This window comes from Sulfurovum sp., assembly GCF_049668085.1.
Lineage (GTDB): Bacteria > Campylobacterota > Campylobacteria > Campylobacterales > Sulfurovaceae > Sulfurovum.
In genome coordinates, this window is record NZ_JBATIY010000006.1 from 49,695 (window position 1) to 68,459 (window position 18,765).

At 35.7% G+C, this 18,765-nt stretch carries 19 protein-coding genes; 12 read left to right on the top strand and 7 right to left on the bottom strand.

Translation table 11 applies throughout. The features are described from left to right. Positions 1-31: 31 nt before the first annotated feature. Both WBM70_RS00405 and WBM70_RS00410 read left to right on the top strand, forming a co-directional pair. Positions 32-676, top strand: coding sequence for a tetratricopeptide repeat protein (locus tag WBM70_RS00405; protein WP_424556538.1), 645 nt, complete (start codon positions 32-34; stop codon positions 674-676). Next, positions 669-893 (top strand): hypothetical protein, encoded by a 225-nt coding sequence (locus tag WBM70_RS00410; protein ID WP_424556539.1) that lies wholly within the window; start codon positions 669-671, stop codon positions 891-893. Before WBM70_RS00405 ends, WBM70_RS00410 begins: the two co-directional genes overlap by 8 nt. On the opposite strand, the gene pdxA is transcribed toward WBM70_RS00410, so the two are convergent. Continuing rightward, positions 890-1,810, bottom strand: a complete 921-nt coding sequence (gene pdxA, locus WBM70_RS00415) for a 4-hydroxythreonine-4-phosphate dehydrogenase (RefSeq protein ID WP_424556540.1) — start codon at positions 1,808-1,810, stop codon at positions 890-892. The two genes, WBM70_RS00410 and pdxA, sit on opposite strands and share 4 nt — an antisense overlap. 90 nt (positions 1,811-1,900) lie before the next feature. Then, complete coding sequence (locus WBM70_RS00420; RefSeq protein WP_424556541.1) at positions 1,901-2,683, bottom strand: pyridoxine 5'-phosphate synthase; 783 nt, start codon at positions 2,681-2,683, stop codon at positions 1,901-1,903. 96 nt (positions 2,684-2,779) lie between these two features. On the opposite strand from WBM70_RS00420, the gene WBM70_RS00425 reads away from it, so the two are divergent. Together WBM70_RS00425 and WBM70_RS00430 are read left to right on the top strand one after the other, a co-directional pair. After that, complete coding sequence (locus WBM70_RS00425) at positions 2,780-3,118, top strand: thioredoxin family protein (protein WP_424556542.1); 339 nt, start codon at positions 2,780-2,782, stop codon at positions 3,116-3,118. 77 nt (positions 3,119-3,195) lie between these two features. Then, the gene (locus tag WBM70_RS00430; protein WP_424556543.1) at positions 3,196-4,566 is read left to right on the top strand and encodes an argininosuccinate synthase; all 1,371 of its coding nucleotides are present in this window, start codon (positions 3,196-3,198) and stop codon (positions 4,564-4,566) included. Positions 4,567-4,568: 2 nt separating this feature from the next. Here WBM70_RS00430 and WBM70_RS00435 read toward each other — a convergent pair whose 3' ends face one another. The 5 genes from WBM70_RS00435 to WBM70_RS00455 form a co-directional block, all read right to left on the bottom strand. Next, complete coding sequence (locus WBM70_RS00435) at positions 4,569-5,084, bottom strand: hypothetical protein (protein WP_424556544.1); 516 nt, start codon at positions 5,082-5,084, stop codon at positions 4,569-4,571. Between the two features lie 55 nt (positions 5,085-5,139). After that, positions 5,140-7,089, bottom strand: a complete 1,950-nt coding sequence (locus WBM70_RS00440) for a M3 family metallopeptidase (RefSeq protein ID WP_424556545.1) — start codon at positions 7,087-7,089, stop codon at positions 5,140-5,142. 64 nt (positions 7,090-7,153) lie between these two features. Next, on the bottom strand, positions 7,154-9,649 hold the full coding sequence (locus WBM70_RS00445; RefSeq protein ID WP_424556546.1) for an efflux RND transporter permease subunit: 2,496 nt from the start codon (positions 9,647-9,649) through the stop codon (positions 7,154-7,156). A gap of 48 nt (positions 9,650-9,697) precedes the next feature. Next, a complete protein-coding gene (locus WBM70_RS00450) occupies positions 9,698-10,261 on the bottom strand; it encodes an MlaC/ttg2D family ABC transporter substrate-binding protein (protein WP_424556547.1) in 564 nt (187 codons plus the stop codon). 17 nt (positions 10,262-10,278) lie between these two features. Then, positions 10,279-11,103 carry an MlaA family lipoprotein gene (locus tag WBM70_RS00455; protein ID WP_424556548.1) on the bottom strand — a complete coding sequence of 275 codons (825 nt, stop codon included), beginning with the start codon at positions 11,101-11,103 and terminating at the stop codon, positions 10,279-10,281. Between the two features lie 138 nt (positions 11,104-11,241). Here WBM70_RS00455 and rplI point away from each other — a divergent pair, with 138 nt between their 5' ends. The 8 genes from rplI to WBM70_RS00495 all read left to right on the top strand — a co-directional run. After that, positions 11,242-11,685, top strand: coding sequence for a 50S ribosomal protein L9 (gene rplI / locus WBM70_RS00460; protein ID WP_424556549.1), 444 nt, complete (start codon positions 11,242-11,244; stop codon positions 11,683-11,685). Positions 11,686-11,687: 2 nt separating this feature from the next. Next, entirely contained in the window at positions 11,688-12,218 is a 531-nt protein-coding gene (gene hslV, locus WBM70_RS00465; RefSeq protein WP_424556550.1) for an ATP-dependent protease subunit HslV, read from the top strand. A 9-nt stretch (positions 12,219-12,227) separates the two neighbouring features. Then, on the top strand, positions 12,228-13,556 hold the full coding sequence (hslU, locus tag WBM70_RS00470) for an HslU--HslV peptidase ATPase subunit (RefSeq protein ID WP_424556551.1): 1,329 nt from the start codon (positions 12,228-12,230) through the stop codon (positions 13,554-13,556). Positions 13,557-13,664: 108 nt separating this feature from the next. After that, the gene (gene era, locus WBM70_RS00475; RefSeq protein WP_424556552.1) at positions 13,665-14,573 is read left to right on the top strand and encodes a GTPase Era; all 909 of its coding nucleotides are present in this window, start codon (positions 13,665-13,667) and stop codon (positions 14,571-14,573) included. A 172-nt stretch (positions 14,574-14,745) separates the two neighbouring features. After that, positions 14,746-16,278 carry a hypothetical protein gene (locus tag WBM70_RS00480; protein ID WP_424556553.1) on the top strand — a complete coding sequence of 511 codons (1,533 nt, stop codon included), beginning with the start codon at positions 14,746-14,748 and terminating at the stop codon, positions 16,276-16,278. Further along, positions 16,275-16,931 (top strand): hypothetical protein, encoded by a 657-nt coding sequence (locus WBM70_RS00485; RefSeq protein WP_424556554.1) that lies wholly within the window; start codon positions 16,275-16,277, stop codon positions 16,929-16,931. Before WBM70_RS00480 ends, WBM70_RS00485 begins: the two co-directional genes overlap by 4 nt. Continuing rightward, a complete protein-coding gene (locus WBM70_RS00490) occupies positions 16,931-17,338 on the top strand; it encodes a hypothetical protein (RefSeq protein ID WP_424556555.1) in 408 nt (135 codons plus the stop codon). Before WBM70_RS00485 ends, WBM70_RS00490 begins: the two co-directional genes overlap by 1 nt. A 1-nt stretch (position 17,339) precedes the next feature. Further along, on the top strand, positions 17,340-18,765 hold a 1,426-nt coding region (locus tag WBM70_RS00495), incomplete at its 3' end, for a secretin N-terminal domain-containing protein (RefSeq protein ID WP_424556556.1).

The window sequence follows — 18,765 nt, forward strand, 5'->3', positions numbered from 1 at the left end:
CTTATCATTCGATAACTATATTGGAGAAACTATGACAACATTTCAATTATTACTTCTTATTGTCGCCGGAGGAGTATTTTACCTTTTTTTTAAACAACTTTTTTCAGGCGATCATCCTAAAAGAGGTGTCGACTTTGAAGCGAAAGTAGGAGATGAGCAGATAGGTGGTATCAACCGTCCTGATAAAACATTTTCTACGCCAAATGTTCAGCCTACACGTATGGAACAACTTTTACAAATGACTGATGATGCCGTTGCAAAAGAAGACTTTGAAGAAGCCATAAAAGCGCTGGGTTCAGCACTTATTATAGAAGAGCATAATACCGAAGTACTGCAAAAAATGGGTTATGTCTATATGCAGACAGGTGAATATGCAGAGGCAAAAGAGAGTTATGAAAAACTTTTATCACTGGATGAGACAGATGATATGGCACATGCACTACTGGCTAATGTACTGCATAAACTTGGAGATGAAGAGGGTGCAGAAAAACATCATGAACGTGCCATTGAACTGGACCCTGAGTATGCCCCACATCATTTTAACTACGCAAATACATTATATGATCTTGGGCGAAAGAAAGAAGCGCTTGTGGGTTATACCAAAGCATACGCACTAGATGATACATTGGATGAGGCGCAAAAAATGATCAAAGAGATGGAGAGTAGCAATGGCTAGTGAATGTTTTGTAACACAGGAAGCAACCCAAGAGATTCTTTTACGTGTGACCAATGTATGTGCTGAATGTTATGATGATATCAATGAAGGCGATATTATCCATTATGATATGCAGAATTATCGTTATTTATGTAAAAATTGCCAGGAAAGACTTTGTGCTCAGATGAATGAGAATTGTGAAGTGGTTGAAGATGATAGTCCTGGACTTTTCTGCTAACTCTCTACAATGTATTTTACTGCATTCAAATAACTCAAACTACTTAATTTAATTCCTTTATATGCGATATCAAATGCTGTTCCATGATCGACAGATGTTCTTAGGATCGGTAGGTTTAATGATACGTTTATACCTTCATCAAAATAGAGAGCTTTTAGTGGTGCTAGGCCTTGGTCATGGTACATAGCGATATAGTGTGTATAGTTTGCTCTTACTCTTGGCGTAAAGGCTACATCTGGTACTAGTGGAGAAGAGAATATTACTTTGCCAATCTGTGCATGAGCATTATCAATGGCTTTTTGAATGATCTTTTCTTCATTTCCTAGAACACCATCATCTCCGGCATGTGGATTAAGCCCTAGAACACCTACTTCTAGAGTGGGTTTTGCTGTTTTGTAAAAGTCTATAAGAAATCTTGTTAAGTCTTTTTCGTTGATACTTCCTGCTACATCTTTAAGAGGTATATGTTCGCTGAAAAGAGCAACGTACATCTTAGGTGAACCTAACATCATAATAGCCTCTGCATCAAATATATCTCTTAGGGCATCAGTATGACCTTTGTAGCTGATCCCGGCTAATTCCCATGCTTTTTTATGAATGGGGAGGGTAACGATGGCGTCTACTTCTTTGTTGCGTGCGAGTTCTATAGCTTTGATAAATGAAGCATAGGCATATGCACCACTTTCCTTACTGACAGTTCCAGCGTCTATTTCAAATGGTTGAGCGATATCCTCTATCGTTCTAAAGCCAGAGGGTATTGGCAGTTTTAATTTGTTTGCTGCCTGCTCCAACATGGTTCTGTCTATGCAGTAAAGTGCTTCTACTTCTTTAGAAATGATGTCATGATTTTCAAGGGCAAGCTGGATACCTATACCGTTGAGATCACCTACAGATATGGCTACTTTTTTTCTGAACATGTTATTTCCTTCCTTATAAAGAGTAACGAGAGCACTCTGCTGAAGCGAATAGAGCGTTAGCGTAGTATAGGAAGCTTTACTTCATATACGTTATCTAATCAATAGGGCTTTCATATCTATTATGGCTTGTTCAAGACCAGTATAAACAGAGCGGGCTATAATGCTTTGTCCAATGTTGAGTTCTTCTATTGTTTCTATTTCAACTATCTCTTTTACATTTTGCATATTGAGTCCATGTCCTGCTGCCACACGTAATCCTAGCTCCATAGCATCACAAGAGAGTAAACGTAGGTTACACAGTTCATCATTGAGCATCTGTTTGAGTATTTTACGCGAGAGTTCAAGTTCAGGGATACTGTGGTGTGTTTTGGATAGATTTGTATAGAGCATCGCATAGATATTTGCATATTTTCCTGTATGAAATTCAATCCATTCGACACCTAGGTCAAGTGATGCATTTACAGCATCTAAAGTAGGGTCTATGAAAAGTGAGACCTCTATCTCTTCTTTTTGCAGTCTTTTGATCGCTTCTTTGAGTTTGGGTTGCTCTCCCATAACTGCAAGACCACCCTCAGTAGTGACCTCTTCACGTTTTTCTGGTACCAGGGTCACACGATGAGGTTTCAGCTCACATGCGATGTCTATCATTTCAGAAGAGATGGCACACTCTAGATTCACAGGCAGTGAAGAGAGTTCTATAATGTTTTTAGCATCCATATCCTGCATGTGTCGTCGGTCTTCACGAAGGTGAATAGTGATCTGGTCTGCTCCTGCACGTTTACAGATGCTCAGAGCATCGAGCGGATCAGGATCTGCGATCTTTCTTGCTTCTCGCAGTACAGCGATATGGTCAATGTTTACACCCAATAACATCTATGAGCTCCCTTGAGTAATATTAATTTGATTATAGCAAAAGTTCTTAAGATAGAATTTGTATAATCGATTATATTTAGAATATATGGAGAGAAGATGCCTACTAAAAATGTACTGCCTGTGATGAAGTATGTCGATATCAAAGATAATATAGGCAATGGAAAGCCGCTCATACTCTCTTTTGGTATGTCACACTGTTACAGTTGTATAGCTATGTCTAAGATTTTTGCCGAAGTATTAAAAGTACATCCTGAGTTTCAGATCTACTCCATAGACTCTCAAAAAGAACGTTTGGTAAGTCGTGATATTTACAAACTAAAAGAGATGCCTACACAACTTTTTTTTAATGCTTCAGGTGAAGAAGTATTCCGTCATACTGGAGCGTATAAAAAAGCCGTAGTGGATATTATTTTGAAGAAGTATGGGTTTGATTAAAATTAAATCATCCATACATTCAACTATTACCAACATTATGGTAAAATCGCGTTTATATTAACTATAAGGCTTATAGCATGGCAAAAAGAAAAATTAAAAAAGCAGTGTTGGCTTACTCTGGTGGGCTTGATACGAGTATTATTTTAAAATGGCTTCAAGATGAGTATGAGTGTGAAGTGGTTACTTTTACTGCTGACCTTGGTCAGGGTGAAGAGGTAGAACCTGCACGTCAGAAAGCACTTGATATGGGTATTAAACCTGAGAATGTTTTTATCTTGGATCTTAGAGAAGAATTTGTAAAAGACTTTGTTTTTCCTATGTTCAGAGCCAATGCTATCTATGAGGGTGAGTATCTTTTAGGAACATCTATTGCACGCCCACTTATCTCTAAAAAGCAGATAGAAATTGCACATAAGACAGGTGCTGATGCAGTAAGTCACGGTGCTACAGGTAAAGGAAATGACCAGGTACGTTTCGAACTTGGTTATCTTGCACTTGATCCGGATATCGCAGTTATCGCTCCATGGAGAGAGTGGGACTTGAATTCACGTACGAAGCTTTTAAAGTATGCAGAAGAACATGGTATTAATATTGATGACAAAGGTAAGCCAAAACCATACTCTATGGATGCTAATCTCCTTCATATCTCTTATGAGGGTGAACACTTGGAAAATCCGTATGCTGAACCTGAAGAGGATATGTGGTTATGGTCTGTAAGTCCGGAAAATGCACCGGATGAAGCAGAATATATCACTATTAGCTATAAAAATGGTGACCCTGTAGCGATCAACCGTGAGGAGATGAGCCCTGCAACGATTCTTAAAACTTTGAATGACTATGGTAACAAACATGGTATAGGGCGTATCGATATCGTTGAGAACCGTTATGTGGGTATGAAGGCACGTGGTTGTTATGAAACTCCAGGTGGGACTATTATGCTTAAAGCACATAGAGCGATCGAATCTATCACACTGGATAGAGAAGAAGCACATATGAAAGATGAGTTAATGCCTAAGTATGCAAAGCTTATCTATCAGGGTTTTTGGTGGTCAGCAGAGCGTAAGATGCTTCAAGCTGCTATCGATGCAACACAAGATCATGTACAAGGTGATGTAAAGTTGAAACTTTACAAAGGAAATATTACTGTAGTAGGTAGAAGATCTGATGTTTCTCTTTACTCCGAAGAGCACTCTACATTTGAAGAAGATGAAGTATATAACCAAAAAGATGCAGAAGGATTTATCCGTCTAAATGCTCTTAGATTTATCATTGAAGGTAAAAAACAGCCTGAACGTATTGCTGCAATGGTAGGTACTGAAGAGGAAGAAGTAGAAGAGTGTCGTATAGAGACAGGTTCATTTACTATTTGTCAACGGATTAAAAGATTTTTTGGATTTGGTAAAACAGAGGAAGAAAAAAAAGAAGAGTATATAAAGAAGAATAAATAACACTATTCTAACAATTCTTCCATCTCCTTCAAGACTTTTGAAGGAGTGAACTTCAATAACTTCTCTTTAGAAAATATATAGGGGATAAACTCTAGTAAGATATATAACATTCCCATCATTGGATAAAAAGCAAAGTATTCCATCTTAAACGTTTTGAAATCATAACGAGATACAAACCACTCTTTAGCGCTTTCACTGCCATTATAAAAGAGAAGCACTTCCATAGCAAAGATAGAACCCCATAGAAAATAAGTCATAACTGTTAGTAGTAATGCACCGAGTACGCCGTACAGTGCTATGACTACAGCAAGAAAGATACTCAAAAAAAGTGCAAATGAGTGAAACCCCAATGTTGCAAAGACAATGACCACTGAAAAGATGAAAAGAAGACTTCCTAAAAGTATAAAAAGTTCCAAGTAGCTTTTTTGTTCTGCAAATGAAGGACTAAAATAGGCAGCCATTAAGGTAATGACAAAAATGGCAATTACTGTTAGCGTAAGAGAACGATATTCACTCACAAAAGTCTCCTTTGTTTTTTAACATTCTTTGGCACTGCACAGTGTGTCAAAATAGTTATGCTATTTCATACAGTTTTGTCAAACTTTTGACATCTGCTTTTCGCCCAAGCCATTCTTCATACAGTTCACTCATTTCTTTTGAACCACCGTTAGCAAGTATGAACTCTTTATAGCCTTGTGCATGTTCTTTGTCAAATCCTGCGTCATCATCTAGACAGGAAAAGAATGCATCTGCTGAGAGTACTTCCGCCCATTTATAGCTGTAGTATCCTGCTGCATATCCACCTGCAAAGATGTGGGCAAACCCATGTTGGAATTTATTGTAGCTTGGTGATTCCAATAGAGAAGTTTTTTTTCTAATACTGTCAATCAGTCTCTGTACTTCTTCCCCCTGGTAGAGGTTTTGGTGTAACATAAAGTCAAAGAGAGAAAACTCTACTTGTCGTAATATGCCAAGAGCCGCTTGAAAATTTTTCGTTTCTTTTATTTTTGCCATGAGTTCATCAGAGATAGGTTCTCCTGTTTCATAATGGAAACCAAAACGTTTAAGTATAGCTTCCTCATAGGCAAAGTTTTCTAAGAACTGTGAAGGAAACTCAACTACATCCCATGCTACACCGTTGATACCTGAAACGGAACGTTCAGTACACTTTCCAAAGAGGTGGTGAATGGCATGTCCCATTTCATGAAAGAGTGTGACCACATCATCATGTCTAAGTAATGAAGGGGTTTCTTTGGTAGCTGGTGAAAAGTTACATACGATAAATGCAGAGGAAAAGTGTTGCTCTCCTTTACTGTCTACATAATGTGTCTCCCAATCATTCATCCATGCACCACCACGTTTTTCCTTACGTGCTTCAAGATCAAAGTAGATGCGTCCTGAGAGTTTGCCTTCATCAAAGATATCAAAGGGCTTCACACACTCATGCCAAGTAGGGACATCAGCTACTTTGAATGTGACAGAAAAGAGTTCTGAAACAATATCAAGCAGTCCGCTAAGTACTTTACTCTGTTCAAAGTAAGGTTTTGTCATAGCATCATCAAAGTCGAATTTTTCTTTTTTGAGTTTTTCACTATAGTAGCCAACATCATACCCTGACAGATCTTCAATACCATCAGTTTTTTTAGCAAATGCTTTAAGTTCAGCAAGTTCATTATTGGCTTGAGGCAATGCCGCATCTGCCAAGTCATTTAAAAAACCAATGACATCTTCTTGCTTATTTGCATCTCTTGTCTCAAGTGCATAGTGTGCATAAGATTCAAAATCAAGCAATTTTGCTTTTTCATTTTTAAGGGCAAGAATTTGGTCTATTACTTTTGCATTCTCTGGTGCACGAGTAGCATATGCTTTTGAAAGTTCTTTTCTGAACTCACGGTTTGGACCATATGTCATGTATGCCAAGTAACTAGGAATCTGAAGTGTAAATTTATAAACGGTTTTACCTTCTACTTCCTCTTGAGCTGCATCTATATCAGATTGGGGTAATCCCTCTACATCATTTGCATCTGTAATAATGAGTTCATAGGCATTGGTGGCATCCAGAAGGTTTTGGGAGAACTGGTTACTGAGTTCAGAGAGTTTAAGTGATATCTCTTCCATCCGTTTTTTCTGTTCATCAGGAAGGTTTACTCCCGAGAGCACAAAGTCCCTTATTTCATGTTCAACTACTTTTTTAGCTTCATCTGAGTTGGCCTTGATAGTTTCTATCTTCTTAAACAGCGCTTCATTTTGTGCTATTTCAGAAGAAAATTTTGAGAGCAAAGGGATAGATTCTTCGTAGGCTTTTTGTGTCTCCTCTGAGTTCATGACAGAGTTGAGGTGTGAAAGAGGTGTAAAGAATAGTCCTAACTCTTCATCTAGGTCCTGTAGAGGTTTAAGCACTTTTTCATAGCTGACTTCATTATTTGTAGTAATGCTGTTGATGATCTCTCTTTGTTGATTTAAGAGGGCATCTAAATCTTGAGGAAATTGTTCTAAATTGTTTATTTTAAATTCTTGAAACATAGGTTATTATCCATTATTATATTTTTTTGATTGTAGCATATTTTATAGAAGTAGCTATTAATTTTTACATTTTAATTGTTTTTTTGAATGGCTTGAACAAGAGTAAAAGTTTAGGTAACAAAATCAGATCTGAAATGAGGGCTGCAATCATGACGAGCATGGTAAGTAGACCAAAATAAATGGTAGGAAGCAGGTTGGATAATGTTAAAATGGAAAAACCAATGACAATAACAAGTGTAGTGAAATAGAGTGCATTTCCGATGCTCGTATTTGTTCTGTGCATACTAAAATACGAAAGGTTGTCTTTTGCATATTCAACCTTATAACGGTGAATATAGTGAACGGTGTCATCGATACCAATACCCATCGCTATGGCTGCAATGGTAATAGTCATAATATCAAGAGGAATGTGTAGCCAACCCATAAATCCAAAGACCATTCCTATAGGAATAATATTGACAGTTAAGGCAATAAGAGTGAGTTTAAATGATCTAAAGAGTATAAAGAACATAAAGAAAACAATGAGTAAGACAAGACCGATCATAGTGATCTGTGAATGGAAAAGGGATTGCAGCATGTTGTTATAAAGTACCATGAGATTTGACAGCTGTACCGTTCCGATCTTTGGATCAATAATATGCGTTAGATCATCTTTGATAGTTTTTAGCAATGCATCCCTTCGTAAGGCTTCATTAGAGTCTACGATACGAGTAGCGAATCTTAGTTGATTATATTCAATATTGACATAAGGTACAAGTATGATCTTTCTATATTTTTGAGGTAATTTTTGATATATCAGGGCTAGATCGATACTGTCTAGATCTTTGTTTTGATTGAGTATTTTTCCTGTTTCAAGCAGGGTAGCAAAAGATTGTACCTCTCCTATTTGCGCTATATAGGTTAAATAATCATGAACATCTTTGATGATCGCGATCTTTTCATCTGTAAACCAGTATTGATCTTGATCTTTTGTGTTATCAAATTCATTTTCAAATGAGTCTTCATCCTCTTCCATATTTTCTTGTGTTGAAGGTATATGTGCTAATGTACTATTTACTTCCGATAAAGTGACTATGACATCCAAAGGTGTCGTACCACCTAGCTCCTGGTCTATGATCTTCATGCCTTTGTAGATCTCAGTATCTTTTTTGAAGTAGTTAATAAAACTATTTTCAACAATAAGCTGAGAAGCTCCAGTAATACTAAATACAATAATAAAAAAGGTGACGGTAAAAATACCTTTTTTATCACGTAATACAATTTTAGAAGTTAAAGAAGGTAGAAAAAACCTAGACTTTTTTCTCTTTACAGGAGGTATTTTTTTAAGCAACATCAGGACAGTGGGAAAGACAATAAATGAAATGACAAGTGAGAATGTGATTCCGACACTCATCATCCAGCCTAGATTGATCACAGGATATATATGAGAATAAAGAAGTGAAGAAAACCCTGCAATCGTAGTGAGAATAGCAAAGAAAGTAGGTGTTGCTTTTGTAAGCATAGTTAATAAAATGAGTCTTTTGGATAATGCACGTGGATAGAGCGTTAAAAGTTCCTCATATCTTACGATAAGATGTAAAACAATAGAAATCGTGATTATAAGTTGCAAGGCAATAAAATTTGAAGAGATAACAGTAATCTCCCATCCAAAAAATCCTAAACTGCTCGTAATCGCAATAACGGATAGTGTGCATATAAGAATGGGAATAGCCACCCATCTTGGTTTTTTAAAAACTATACCTAAAACAAGAATAAGAAGCAAGATGAGCATAGTCCCATAGACGAGAAGGTCGCTTTTAACAAAACTGACAATATCGTTTGAGATCATTTGCGCGCCACCTAAAAAAAATGTCGCATTGTCTTGATATTTTGTGATGATAGAGCGAATTTCTTCTATGTTGTTATTGTCAAGAATGCGTTGTTCATCTCTATGTTTTTTAAACGCCTTACTAACCTCTAGAAGCGATTTTTTTTCTTTTTCAGTGAGAGAAGTGTTTTTTTGTTTGTCTAGTAAAAGATTTCTCTTCTCTAAAAGTGTGAAATATTCCGGGTCTTGATGTAAATTGATAAAAATAGAAGATATCGTAAAATCTTTATTGACAAGCCTATCTTTATAGAGGGGACTCGTTAGAAACTCTTGTTTCACTAATGATAGATCAACATTATCACTCTTCAATGTTCTGGTTTCATTGATCAGATCATCCATTTCCCTTATTGGTGAAAAAAACAATGGAAGAGTGATGAGCGAATCTACTGATTCAACGCCTGGTAATTCTTCTATGTCATTACTAATATCTGTTAAGGTTTGAAGGCTTTGGGGAGAGAGTAGGTCCTGTTTTGGCTTATAGGCAAGAATAAGGACATCGTTTGCATCAAATCGTTTTGATATCGTCCTGGAAAATGCCAAGTCCTTGTCATCATTCAATAATAGCGTTTCAGCGGAAGCGTCTATTTCCAGTTTTGTAACATTTGTACCAAAGATAAGTATGGTACTGACAAGTATAACAAGAACAGATAAAGGATATTTAAGTATCAGTTTTTGATATAGTTTATGTAGCATGGGTCATCTTTTTATGATCAATTTAAAGGTCTTTATTTACGCAATCACTTAAAGTGATTTTATAAGCTGATTGACCGACTTTGTTTTTAAGAACTCGGCAAACTGTTTTCTATAGGTTTGAATAATACTCACACCTACTAACTCTACATCATAAATATACCATTGATTATTTTGCTTTTGCTTGTAAAATAGATAGATCACTTTGTACGTGTCACCAACACCTATAACCTGAGTTTCTAATGTAATTCGATTGGATTTAACTTTTTTTAACTTTTTAATATTTACTTTTTGATTATTATAAAGTCTGAGTTTATCCAGATAGGAGTGTTTTATTTTCACCTCAAAAGCTTTCGTAAATTCTGTTTTTTCGTTTGCAGACAGCGACTTCCATTTTTTGCCCAGGCTTATTTTGGCCATGGTGTTGTAATCAAATACATCGTCTATAATACGAATATTTTTTTGATCTTTTTGATGATGGGACAATGATGTGTCTTTTAATGTACTTAGAACTTGTCTTACTTTGGTGTCTATCACTTTTTGGATATTTTGCTCTTCTATAGCATAAAGAGATATCATAGACACAAAGAATAGTACAATGATCTTTTTTAACATGTTTTTTCCTTTTTGAGTTATTCTGCTATCTCAGCATTTCTTTTTTGTTCATAGATATCTTTTAAGAATGGATATAGATCTATCGCATCTTTTCTAAGATCTTCATACTTTCCAAGATTTAAAGAAGTTTTGTTAATAAGATAGATGGTGTATATACCAATAGATTGACCAAGGTTCTGAGGTATTTTATAATTTTCTAAGCCTCTTACATTTACTAGTGGAGAGAGATATCCATCCGCAGTAATACCTAAGATATCTCTAATATTAGATGGTCCGATAAATGGAATAACTACGTGGAAACCGGAACCTACACCATAGTGTCCCAGAGTTTGACCAAAGTCTTCCTCATGAGGATGAATATTCATATAATGTTTTGCTGGATCCATTAGCCCAGCTAAACCAATGGTAGAGTTGACAAGGAATCTTTCTAGTTCATTTGAAGAGTTTTGAAACTTGCCTTGTAAGAGGTTATTGGTAAAACGAATAGGGAATTGTATGTTATGGACAAAGTTGGAGATACCTAAACGGAAAGGCTGAGGTAAAATAGCAGCATACGCTTTTGAAATAGGGGTTAACCCATAGATGATGACTGCATCATTAAAAGAGGTCATGGCTCTGTTATATCCACTCAATGGATCAATCGTATCGTTTGTTTCTTTTTCAGAAAATTCGTCTTCAAACTCATCATCTATATTCTCTGCTTGAGGTTCTATTTTTTTATCATGAGAAATGGCGGTTTCTGTTTGGGCCTGCGCAATATCTGTTTGAGGTGCAGCTTCTTTGTTAGTGCATCCTTGGAGTGTAAAAAGTACCACAGCTAGTAAAAAGTAAAAAAGCTTCATAGAACTCCCTCTCAATATTTAAAGTAAATATATTATGATATCGTGTATTTAACGTGCAACATATACATCTTTTTACCCGATGTCTAGTAAAACTTTGTTAAAATTATAACAATATATAGCACAATAAGGAATAAATTAATGAAAGTACTATTAATCAAAGATGTAAAAGCACTTGGTAAAGCAGGTGAAATTAAAGAAGTAAAAGATGGCTATGGACAAAATTTTCTTATAGGAAAAGGTTTGGCAAAGTTGGCAACGCCAGATGTTGTTGAAAATTGGAAAGCTGAACAAGAAGAGCTGGCTAGAAATCTTAGAGATGAATTGGCTCGACTTGAAGCTGAAAAAATCACACTTGAAGCAGCAACAGTGAAAGTAGAAAAACCTTTGGCACCAGTAGGTATAAAAGGTTCAGTAGGGAATGCGGATATATCACATGCTATAGAAGAACAATTGAATATAGAACTTGACAAAAAACATATTAACCTTAAAAAAGCGTTGAAGTCTACAGGTATACATGAAGTAGATGCCAAACTGGGACATGGTATACATGCGATGCTTAAAGTAGAAGTAGTAGGTGTATAGTCATGTTTGACGCTACTACGATACTGGGTTACAAGGGTAATGGTAAAGCAGTTATAGGTGGTGATGGCCAAGTCACTTTTGGTGATACTGTACTCAAAGGTAATGCGACGAAGATACGTACACTTCATGAAGGAAAAATATTAGCAGGTTTTGCTGGGAGCACGGCGGATGCATTTAATCTATTTGATATGTTTGAAGGGATACTGGCTGAAAAAAGAGGTGATCTCTTCAAGTCTGTTATCGGATTTTCTAAAATGTGGAGAAAAGACAAACATTTACGTCAGCTTGAAGCGATGATGATCGTACTGAACCAAGAGCATATTTTTATACTTTCAGGTACAGGTGATGTAGTAGAACCAGAAGATGGAAAGATAGCGGCGATAGGATCTGGCGGTAACTATGCCATCTCTGCTGCACGCGCCTTGGATAAACATACGGATCTTGATCCAAGAGCATTGGTACAGGAGTCACTTGAAGTTGCAGGTGAACTTTGTATCTATACGAATAAAAATATTAAAATATTAGAACTGTAAGGAAGTGTCTTGGATAATTTAACACCTAAAGAGATAGTCACTTACCTTGATAAATATGTCATAGGTCAAAATGACGCAAAGAAGACGATCGCTGTGGCACTTAGAAACCGTTATAGACGTATGCAGCTAAGCCCCGAAATGCAGCAAGATGTGACGCCTAAAAATATACTCATGATAGGTAGTACCGGGGTTGGTAAAACTGAGATAGCTAGACGTCTAGCTAAAATGATGAATCTTCCATTTATAAAGGTCGAAGCCAGTAAGTATACTGAAATAGGATTTGTAGGACGAGACGTGGAATCGATGATACGCGATCTGGCAGCTACCTCTATGAAGCTGGTACGTAAGAGTGAGAATGAGAAAAATAAAGAGAAGATAGAAAACTATATAGAAAACAAGATCATAGAAAAACTCCTTCCGCCACTTCCTTCCGGAGCAAGTGAACAAAAGAAAGCAGAATACGATGCTTCATTTGTACGGATGCAAGAAAAATTTACTAAAGGTGAACTGGATCATCTTAAAATTAAAGTAGAGATACCAAACAACCCGACAATGCCTGAAGAGGGTCTTCCTCCACAGATGATACAGGTACAAGAGTCCATTGTGAAAGTGTTAGGAGGTATGGGTAAAAAAGGTCCTGAAAAAGAAGTTTCTGTAAAAGATGCGAAGAAGATATTAGAAGCTGAAGCAAGTGAAGCACTTCTTGATGAAGAGGAGCTTAAATCACTTGCACTGGAAAAAGTAGAGAAGGGTGGTATCGTTTTCCTTGATGAGATAGATAAAGTGGCTGTAGGTTCTACCTCTCAAAGCAGACAAGATCCAAGTAAAGAGGGTGTACAAAGAGACTTGCTTCCTATTGTAGAAGGCTCGGCTGTACATACCAAGTTGGGTATGGTAAATACAGACCATATACTTTTTATTGCAGCAGGTGCATTTCATGTAAGTAAACCCAGTGATCTGATGCCCGAACTTCAAGGACGTTTTCCCTTACGTGTTGAGCTTAACAGCTTAGATGAAGAGATCTTATATCGTATCTTGACCGAACCGAATAACTCACTGATTAAACAGTATGAAGCATTGATGCATGTTGAAGGTGTTGAATTGGTCTTTGAAGAAGAGGCACTTAAGGCCATTGCACATTATGCACTGCTTGCAAATGAAAAGACTGAAGATATTGGGGCTAGACGTTTACATACAGTCATGGAAAAGATCTTAGAAGAGATCAGCTTCTCTGCAAATGAACATAGTGGTGAGAAAGTGATCATAAACAGATCATTGGTCGAAGAGAAGATCAGTAAAGTGGTTGAAGATGAAGATGCAACACGTTATATATTATAGATAGATGTAATCAGTATAAAGATCCAATTATTATGTCTTTCTGAAGTTATACACTATTATAACTTCAGAAGTAGGCTCAAGTGACGAATCACTTAAAAGGAACGCTAAATGTTTGATCATGAAAATGAAGAGATAGATACCAAGGCTGGGTTTGTAGCAGTGGTGGGAAGACCCAATGCAGGAAAAAGTACTTTACTAAACCATATAGTAGGTGAAAAACTTGCTATGGTTTCAAAAAAAGCGCAGGCAACACGTAAACGTATGAATATTATCGTGATGCATGGTGATGCACAGATCATTTTTGTAGATACACCGGGTATTCATGAAAAAGAAAGATTACTGAATCAATTTATGTTAGATGAAGCACTGAAGGCTATGGGAGACAGTGACCTTATTATTTTTCTTGCACCTGTGACAGACAAGCTTGTAGAGTATGAAAAGTTTTTGAAGCTTGCTCAAGCCAAAGGTGTAAAACATATAGTAGTGTTGACTAAAATAGACCATGTAAAGCAAGGTGACATTTTGGCCAAGCTGGGTGAATATCAGAAATATCAGGAATATTTTGAAGCGATCATTCCCTTTTCTGTAAACAAGAAGGTAGGTAAAAAACAACTTCTTGATGAAATAAGTAAACACTTACCAACATCACCTTTTTTGTATGACCCTGAGATCCTTACCACAGAACATATAAGAAATATCTATAAGGAACTTATCCGAGAATCCATCTTTGAGAACTTGAGTGATGAGATACCTTATGAGAGTGATGTTACCATAGAAAAAATAGAAGAAGGTGATACTCTAGATAAAGTCTATGCAACCATCGTTGTTGAAAAAGAGACTCAAAAAGGTATGATCGTAGGTCAAAAAGGCGTAGGGATAAAACGTGTTGGAAAACTAGCCCGAGAACAGATGGAAATATTTTCAGGTAAAAAAATATTTTTAGATCTACATGTATCTGTCAAAAAAGGGTGGAGTAAAAATAAAGATGGTCTAGAAGAGTTTGGTTATATTATTTAGAAACGAAACACTTTTGTATGCATAATCTTTCTATGTACACTAATAGAGGTACTTGAGACTAAATAAAGATTAATAATTAAAAAAAGTTATAATATTATGAAAGTTTTACATTTTGTAAGAAAGTTTTAATATTATAACATATATAATTGGTCAACCAACAAGGAAGTTTAAAATGTTTTCGAAAAAAAGTTCATCAAAATCGACTGTAAAAAATGTTGTTACTCTTAATGCATATACGGACACAGGCTACGCTTTTAAAAATGATGTATTTAAACCTTTAGATAAGCTCACATATAACACCTCAAACTATATCGTCTCTTATGTAAACAATAAAGAAATCATTAGTACTACAGTAAGTATAAGTAGAAGTATTCCTGAAGAAGATATCGCTGATATAATCGATATCAAAGCGTATGAAGAGTTAGGTCTGGATCAGGCAAATACGTATATTATCTCTTCAATTGAAGTTCATACTGATGGAGAAGAGAGACAATTTCACATCTTTGTAGCTGAACCAGAATCTTTAGATGAACATTATCTGCCTATAAAAGAGCAAACTAAATATGTTGATCTCATTGTTCCCGCACCGCTTCTTTACAAAGCACTCTATACAAGAGAGATATTGCAAGATAATAATACGCATTGTTTTGTCTACTTTACACAAAATGATGCACACGTTACGATCTATGAGAATGGTCAGTATCTTTATGCAAAATCGATAGAGTTTTCTTTAGAACAGATCTATGATAAATATTGTGCATCAATTGGTGAAAAAGTTGATGAAAAAGAATTTTATACGATATTAGAATCTGAAGGTCTCAAAACAACCAATAATGATTATCAGCAAAACTTCATGAAAATATTTGCTGAAGTGTTCATCACTATCAATGATATTATTATTTATGCTAAAAGAGCATTTAATTTAGATACCATCGATCAAATGTTCATAGGAAGTGAGAGAGGTCCTATTATTGGTTTAGATGATTATAGTCAAAACTATTTAGGTCTGCACTCATCAGATTTTAACTTTAACTATAATGTTACAAGTGAAGAGTGGTATACAGATCAATTACAATATTTGATGCTTTTAAGTGCATTGGATTATATGGAAGATGAGGATTCTTTAGTTAACTTAACCATGTATCCACGGCCACCATCATTTGTCAATAGAGCAAGTGGACAGTTTATCATTTCAACATTTGCAGCAGTTTCTCTGAGTTTGGCATATCCTTTGGTCTACTTGGTAGGTTCATATGTGAATGATGCAAAGATCTATGCGTTGACCATGGAAAATAATAAATTAACAACCGAATCTAATAAATACAAAAAAATACTCAGTGAGAAGAAAAGTCAGATCAAAGTGTTAGATGAAAAGATAAAAGTACTATCTGATACCTATGATGGAAAATCAAAGACATTGTCTGCAATTTATGATAAGAAAGTAAATTATCGTCTAAAATCAGAAACATTTCATACCATTGCTGAAGAACTTGATAAGTTTGAAGTGAATGTAGAGTCGATCAAAAGTGATGTTGATACCTTATGGTTATCCATGGCTAGTACAGATGATAGAAAATTTACAGAAGTAATTAAATATATGTCTGATACGCATTTTGATGAGATCAATGAAATAGATATTGAAAGAATCCAAAAAGACCCAGCTAGTAATTACTATAGAGGTCTGTTAAAGGTGGAATTAAAATGAAGTTTTTAGAAGATAAATTAGAAGCGTTAGATATATATTTTGCTCCCAAAAAAGAGAGTGAAAAATGGATTGTTATTTTAGGTATAGCAGGGATCATAGCCTATCTTGGATATGCATATCTATTGCCTTATACGGAAAACCTATATAATAAAAGTGAACGTAGTAAAAAAAGTATACAAAAAAGTATCACAGATAATAATACCTATTTAAATTCTATTACTGTCGGTGGTGATCGCGACTATTATATAAAGAAATTTGATAATGATATTGTTGTTAAAAATAAAACAATCGTTGATACAACTGATAAAATCAAATTTATAGATTCAAATTTACAAAAATTATCTGGTATGCTATTTAATCAAAAAAGTTGGTCTAAATTCTTAAATTCTATTACGAATAAAGCAGAAGTACAGAATGTTGATCTTCAATATATTACAAATAAATATATAGATGAAAAGACAGGTAGCTTTGGACATGTTTTAGAAATCGGTATAGGTTGTAAAGGTGAATATAAAAATATCGTTAAGTTTATGAACGAGCTTGAACAAAATGTTTTGGTGACAGATATTTTTAAAACGGAATTGGTCTCAGATAGTAATTCATCACAAACTGTGGCAGATATTCATATTTCAGTATGGGGGATAAATCGCTAATGAAAAAGATACTTTTATTACTATTACCACTGACAGTGCTACTCAATGCAGAATTATCTGTTGAGCAAATACAAACCATGGTTGTTAAGATACATGAAAAAAGAGAGGGTGTAGAATTAGCTACCCTGGATAAGACAAAAGATCCATTCATAAGGTTGCAGCAAGAAGACAATAATGTTACGATTATTACACCTAGCGAAGAAGAAGCAAAACTCGTTTTGCATTCTATTGTAAATGGTAAAGCCTATATTAATGACTCATGGAAGGATCTTGATGATACAATTATGGGGTATACATTGAAATTTGTAGGTAAAAGAGGTGTGGTACTTAGAAATGGCAATCACATTAAGAAATTATTTCTTCAGAAAAAAAGAGATAATTTCATCACGATAGAAGAAAGGTTATAGAATGAAAAAAGTACAAACATCAGGGGTGAAGTTTCTTATAGTATTCGCAATGCTATTAGGTTTTACGCAGAATCTCGCTGCAAACAGTTGTTCAACGAAATTATTCAGTGTTACAATTGACAGTAAATTGACGATTGGAGACGTGATTGATAATCTTGCAGATACATGTGGATTAACAGTAGTGGTTAAAGATGACGCCGCAAAATTACGTATGAATAAAAAGCTCTACTATGTAAAATTGAAAAATAGTACATTAAATGGTTTTTTGAATACGATTCTGAAAGATAATGACTTGAATTATACATTATCTGGGAATAAACTTAAGATATCATACCTCATTACACGTACATTCCGAATCCATTATCTTTCGGGACAAAGAGTGGGGAAAAGTACCGCAAATGTGACGATTGCAGGTTCTGAGGATTCTACTGGAGCAGCAGGTGGTGGTGGGACATCAAATGCTAATTCATCAATGTCAAAAACAGGGATAGAGATAGAAAGTAATGATGAGTTTCTATTTTGGACGACGGTTGAAAAAGAAGTTCAGCGTATTCTTATCGGTGCAGCAGATGACAGTACTCATTATACAAGATCAGGTGATACTTGGACTGGACCAGATGGAAAAGTATGGGAATATAATCCTTTAGCACCTATCATTAACCCAGAAGCGGGTATGGTGACTGTGACAGGTACAGATAGACAGATCAGTAGAGTAAGTAGATATATACATGCATTAACGAAACAAATTAAACAACAAGTCTTGATCGATATTCGTATTCTTAATGTTTCATTTGATGACAGTACAACAAACGGTGTTGACTGGGCTCAGCTTTATAGTCTACAGAACCTTACGGTGAACTCGTTACTCATGTCACAAAAAAATGTTGCTTCATATACATTTGATGCGATAGATGGAATCACACAGGCAGAATTCTTACAAGATGCAAGACCAAGCAGTGCACAGGTCATGAGTCTTACGGGTAGTACTGATGTAGCAGAAGTTGTAAAGTTTTTATCCACACAAGGAGATGTGAAAACAGTTTCTAGCCCTCGTGTGATGACATTAAATAACCAACCTGCCCTCATCAGTGTAGGTCAAGAACTCTTCTACAAGATTAAATCTTCAAGTACAGCAAGTAGTACGGGTGGAGCCGTTGCAGCTGAAGGTGAATTGGTTGATTCTGTGTTCGCAGGTATTTTACTCGATATCACACCTGAAATTGATGAGAATGGTATCATCACTCTGAAAATTAATCCATCTGTTTCAGATACAGTGGATACTATTAATCCAGACAGTGGGATAAGAACCATCCCGCCAGATTTGAAAAGAAGACAAATTGCATCTGTGATAAAAGTGAGAGATGGAGAACATGCTATACTAGGAGGCTTATTATCAAGTCAAACTGGATTTACAGACACCCATGTTC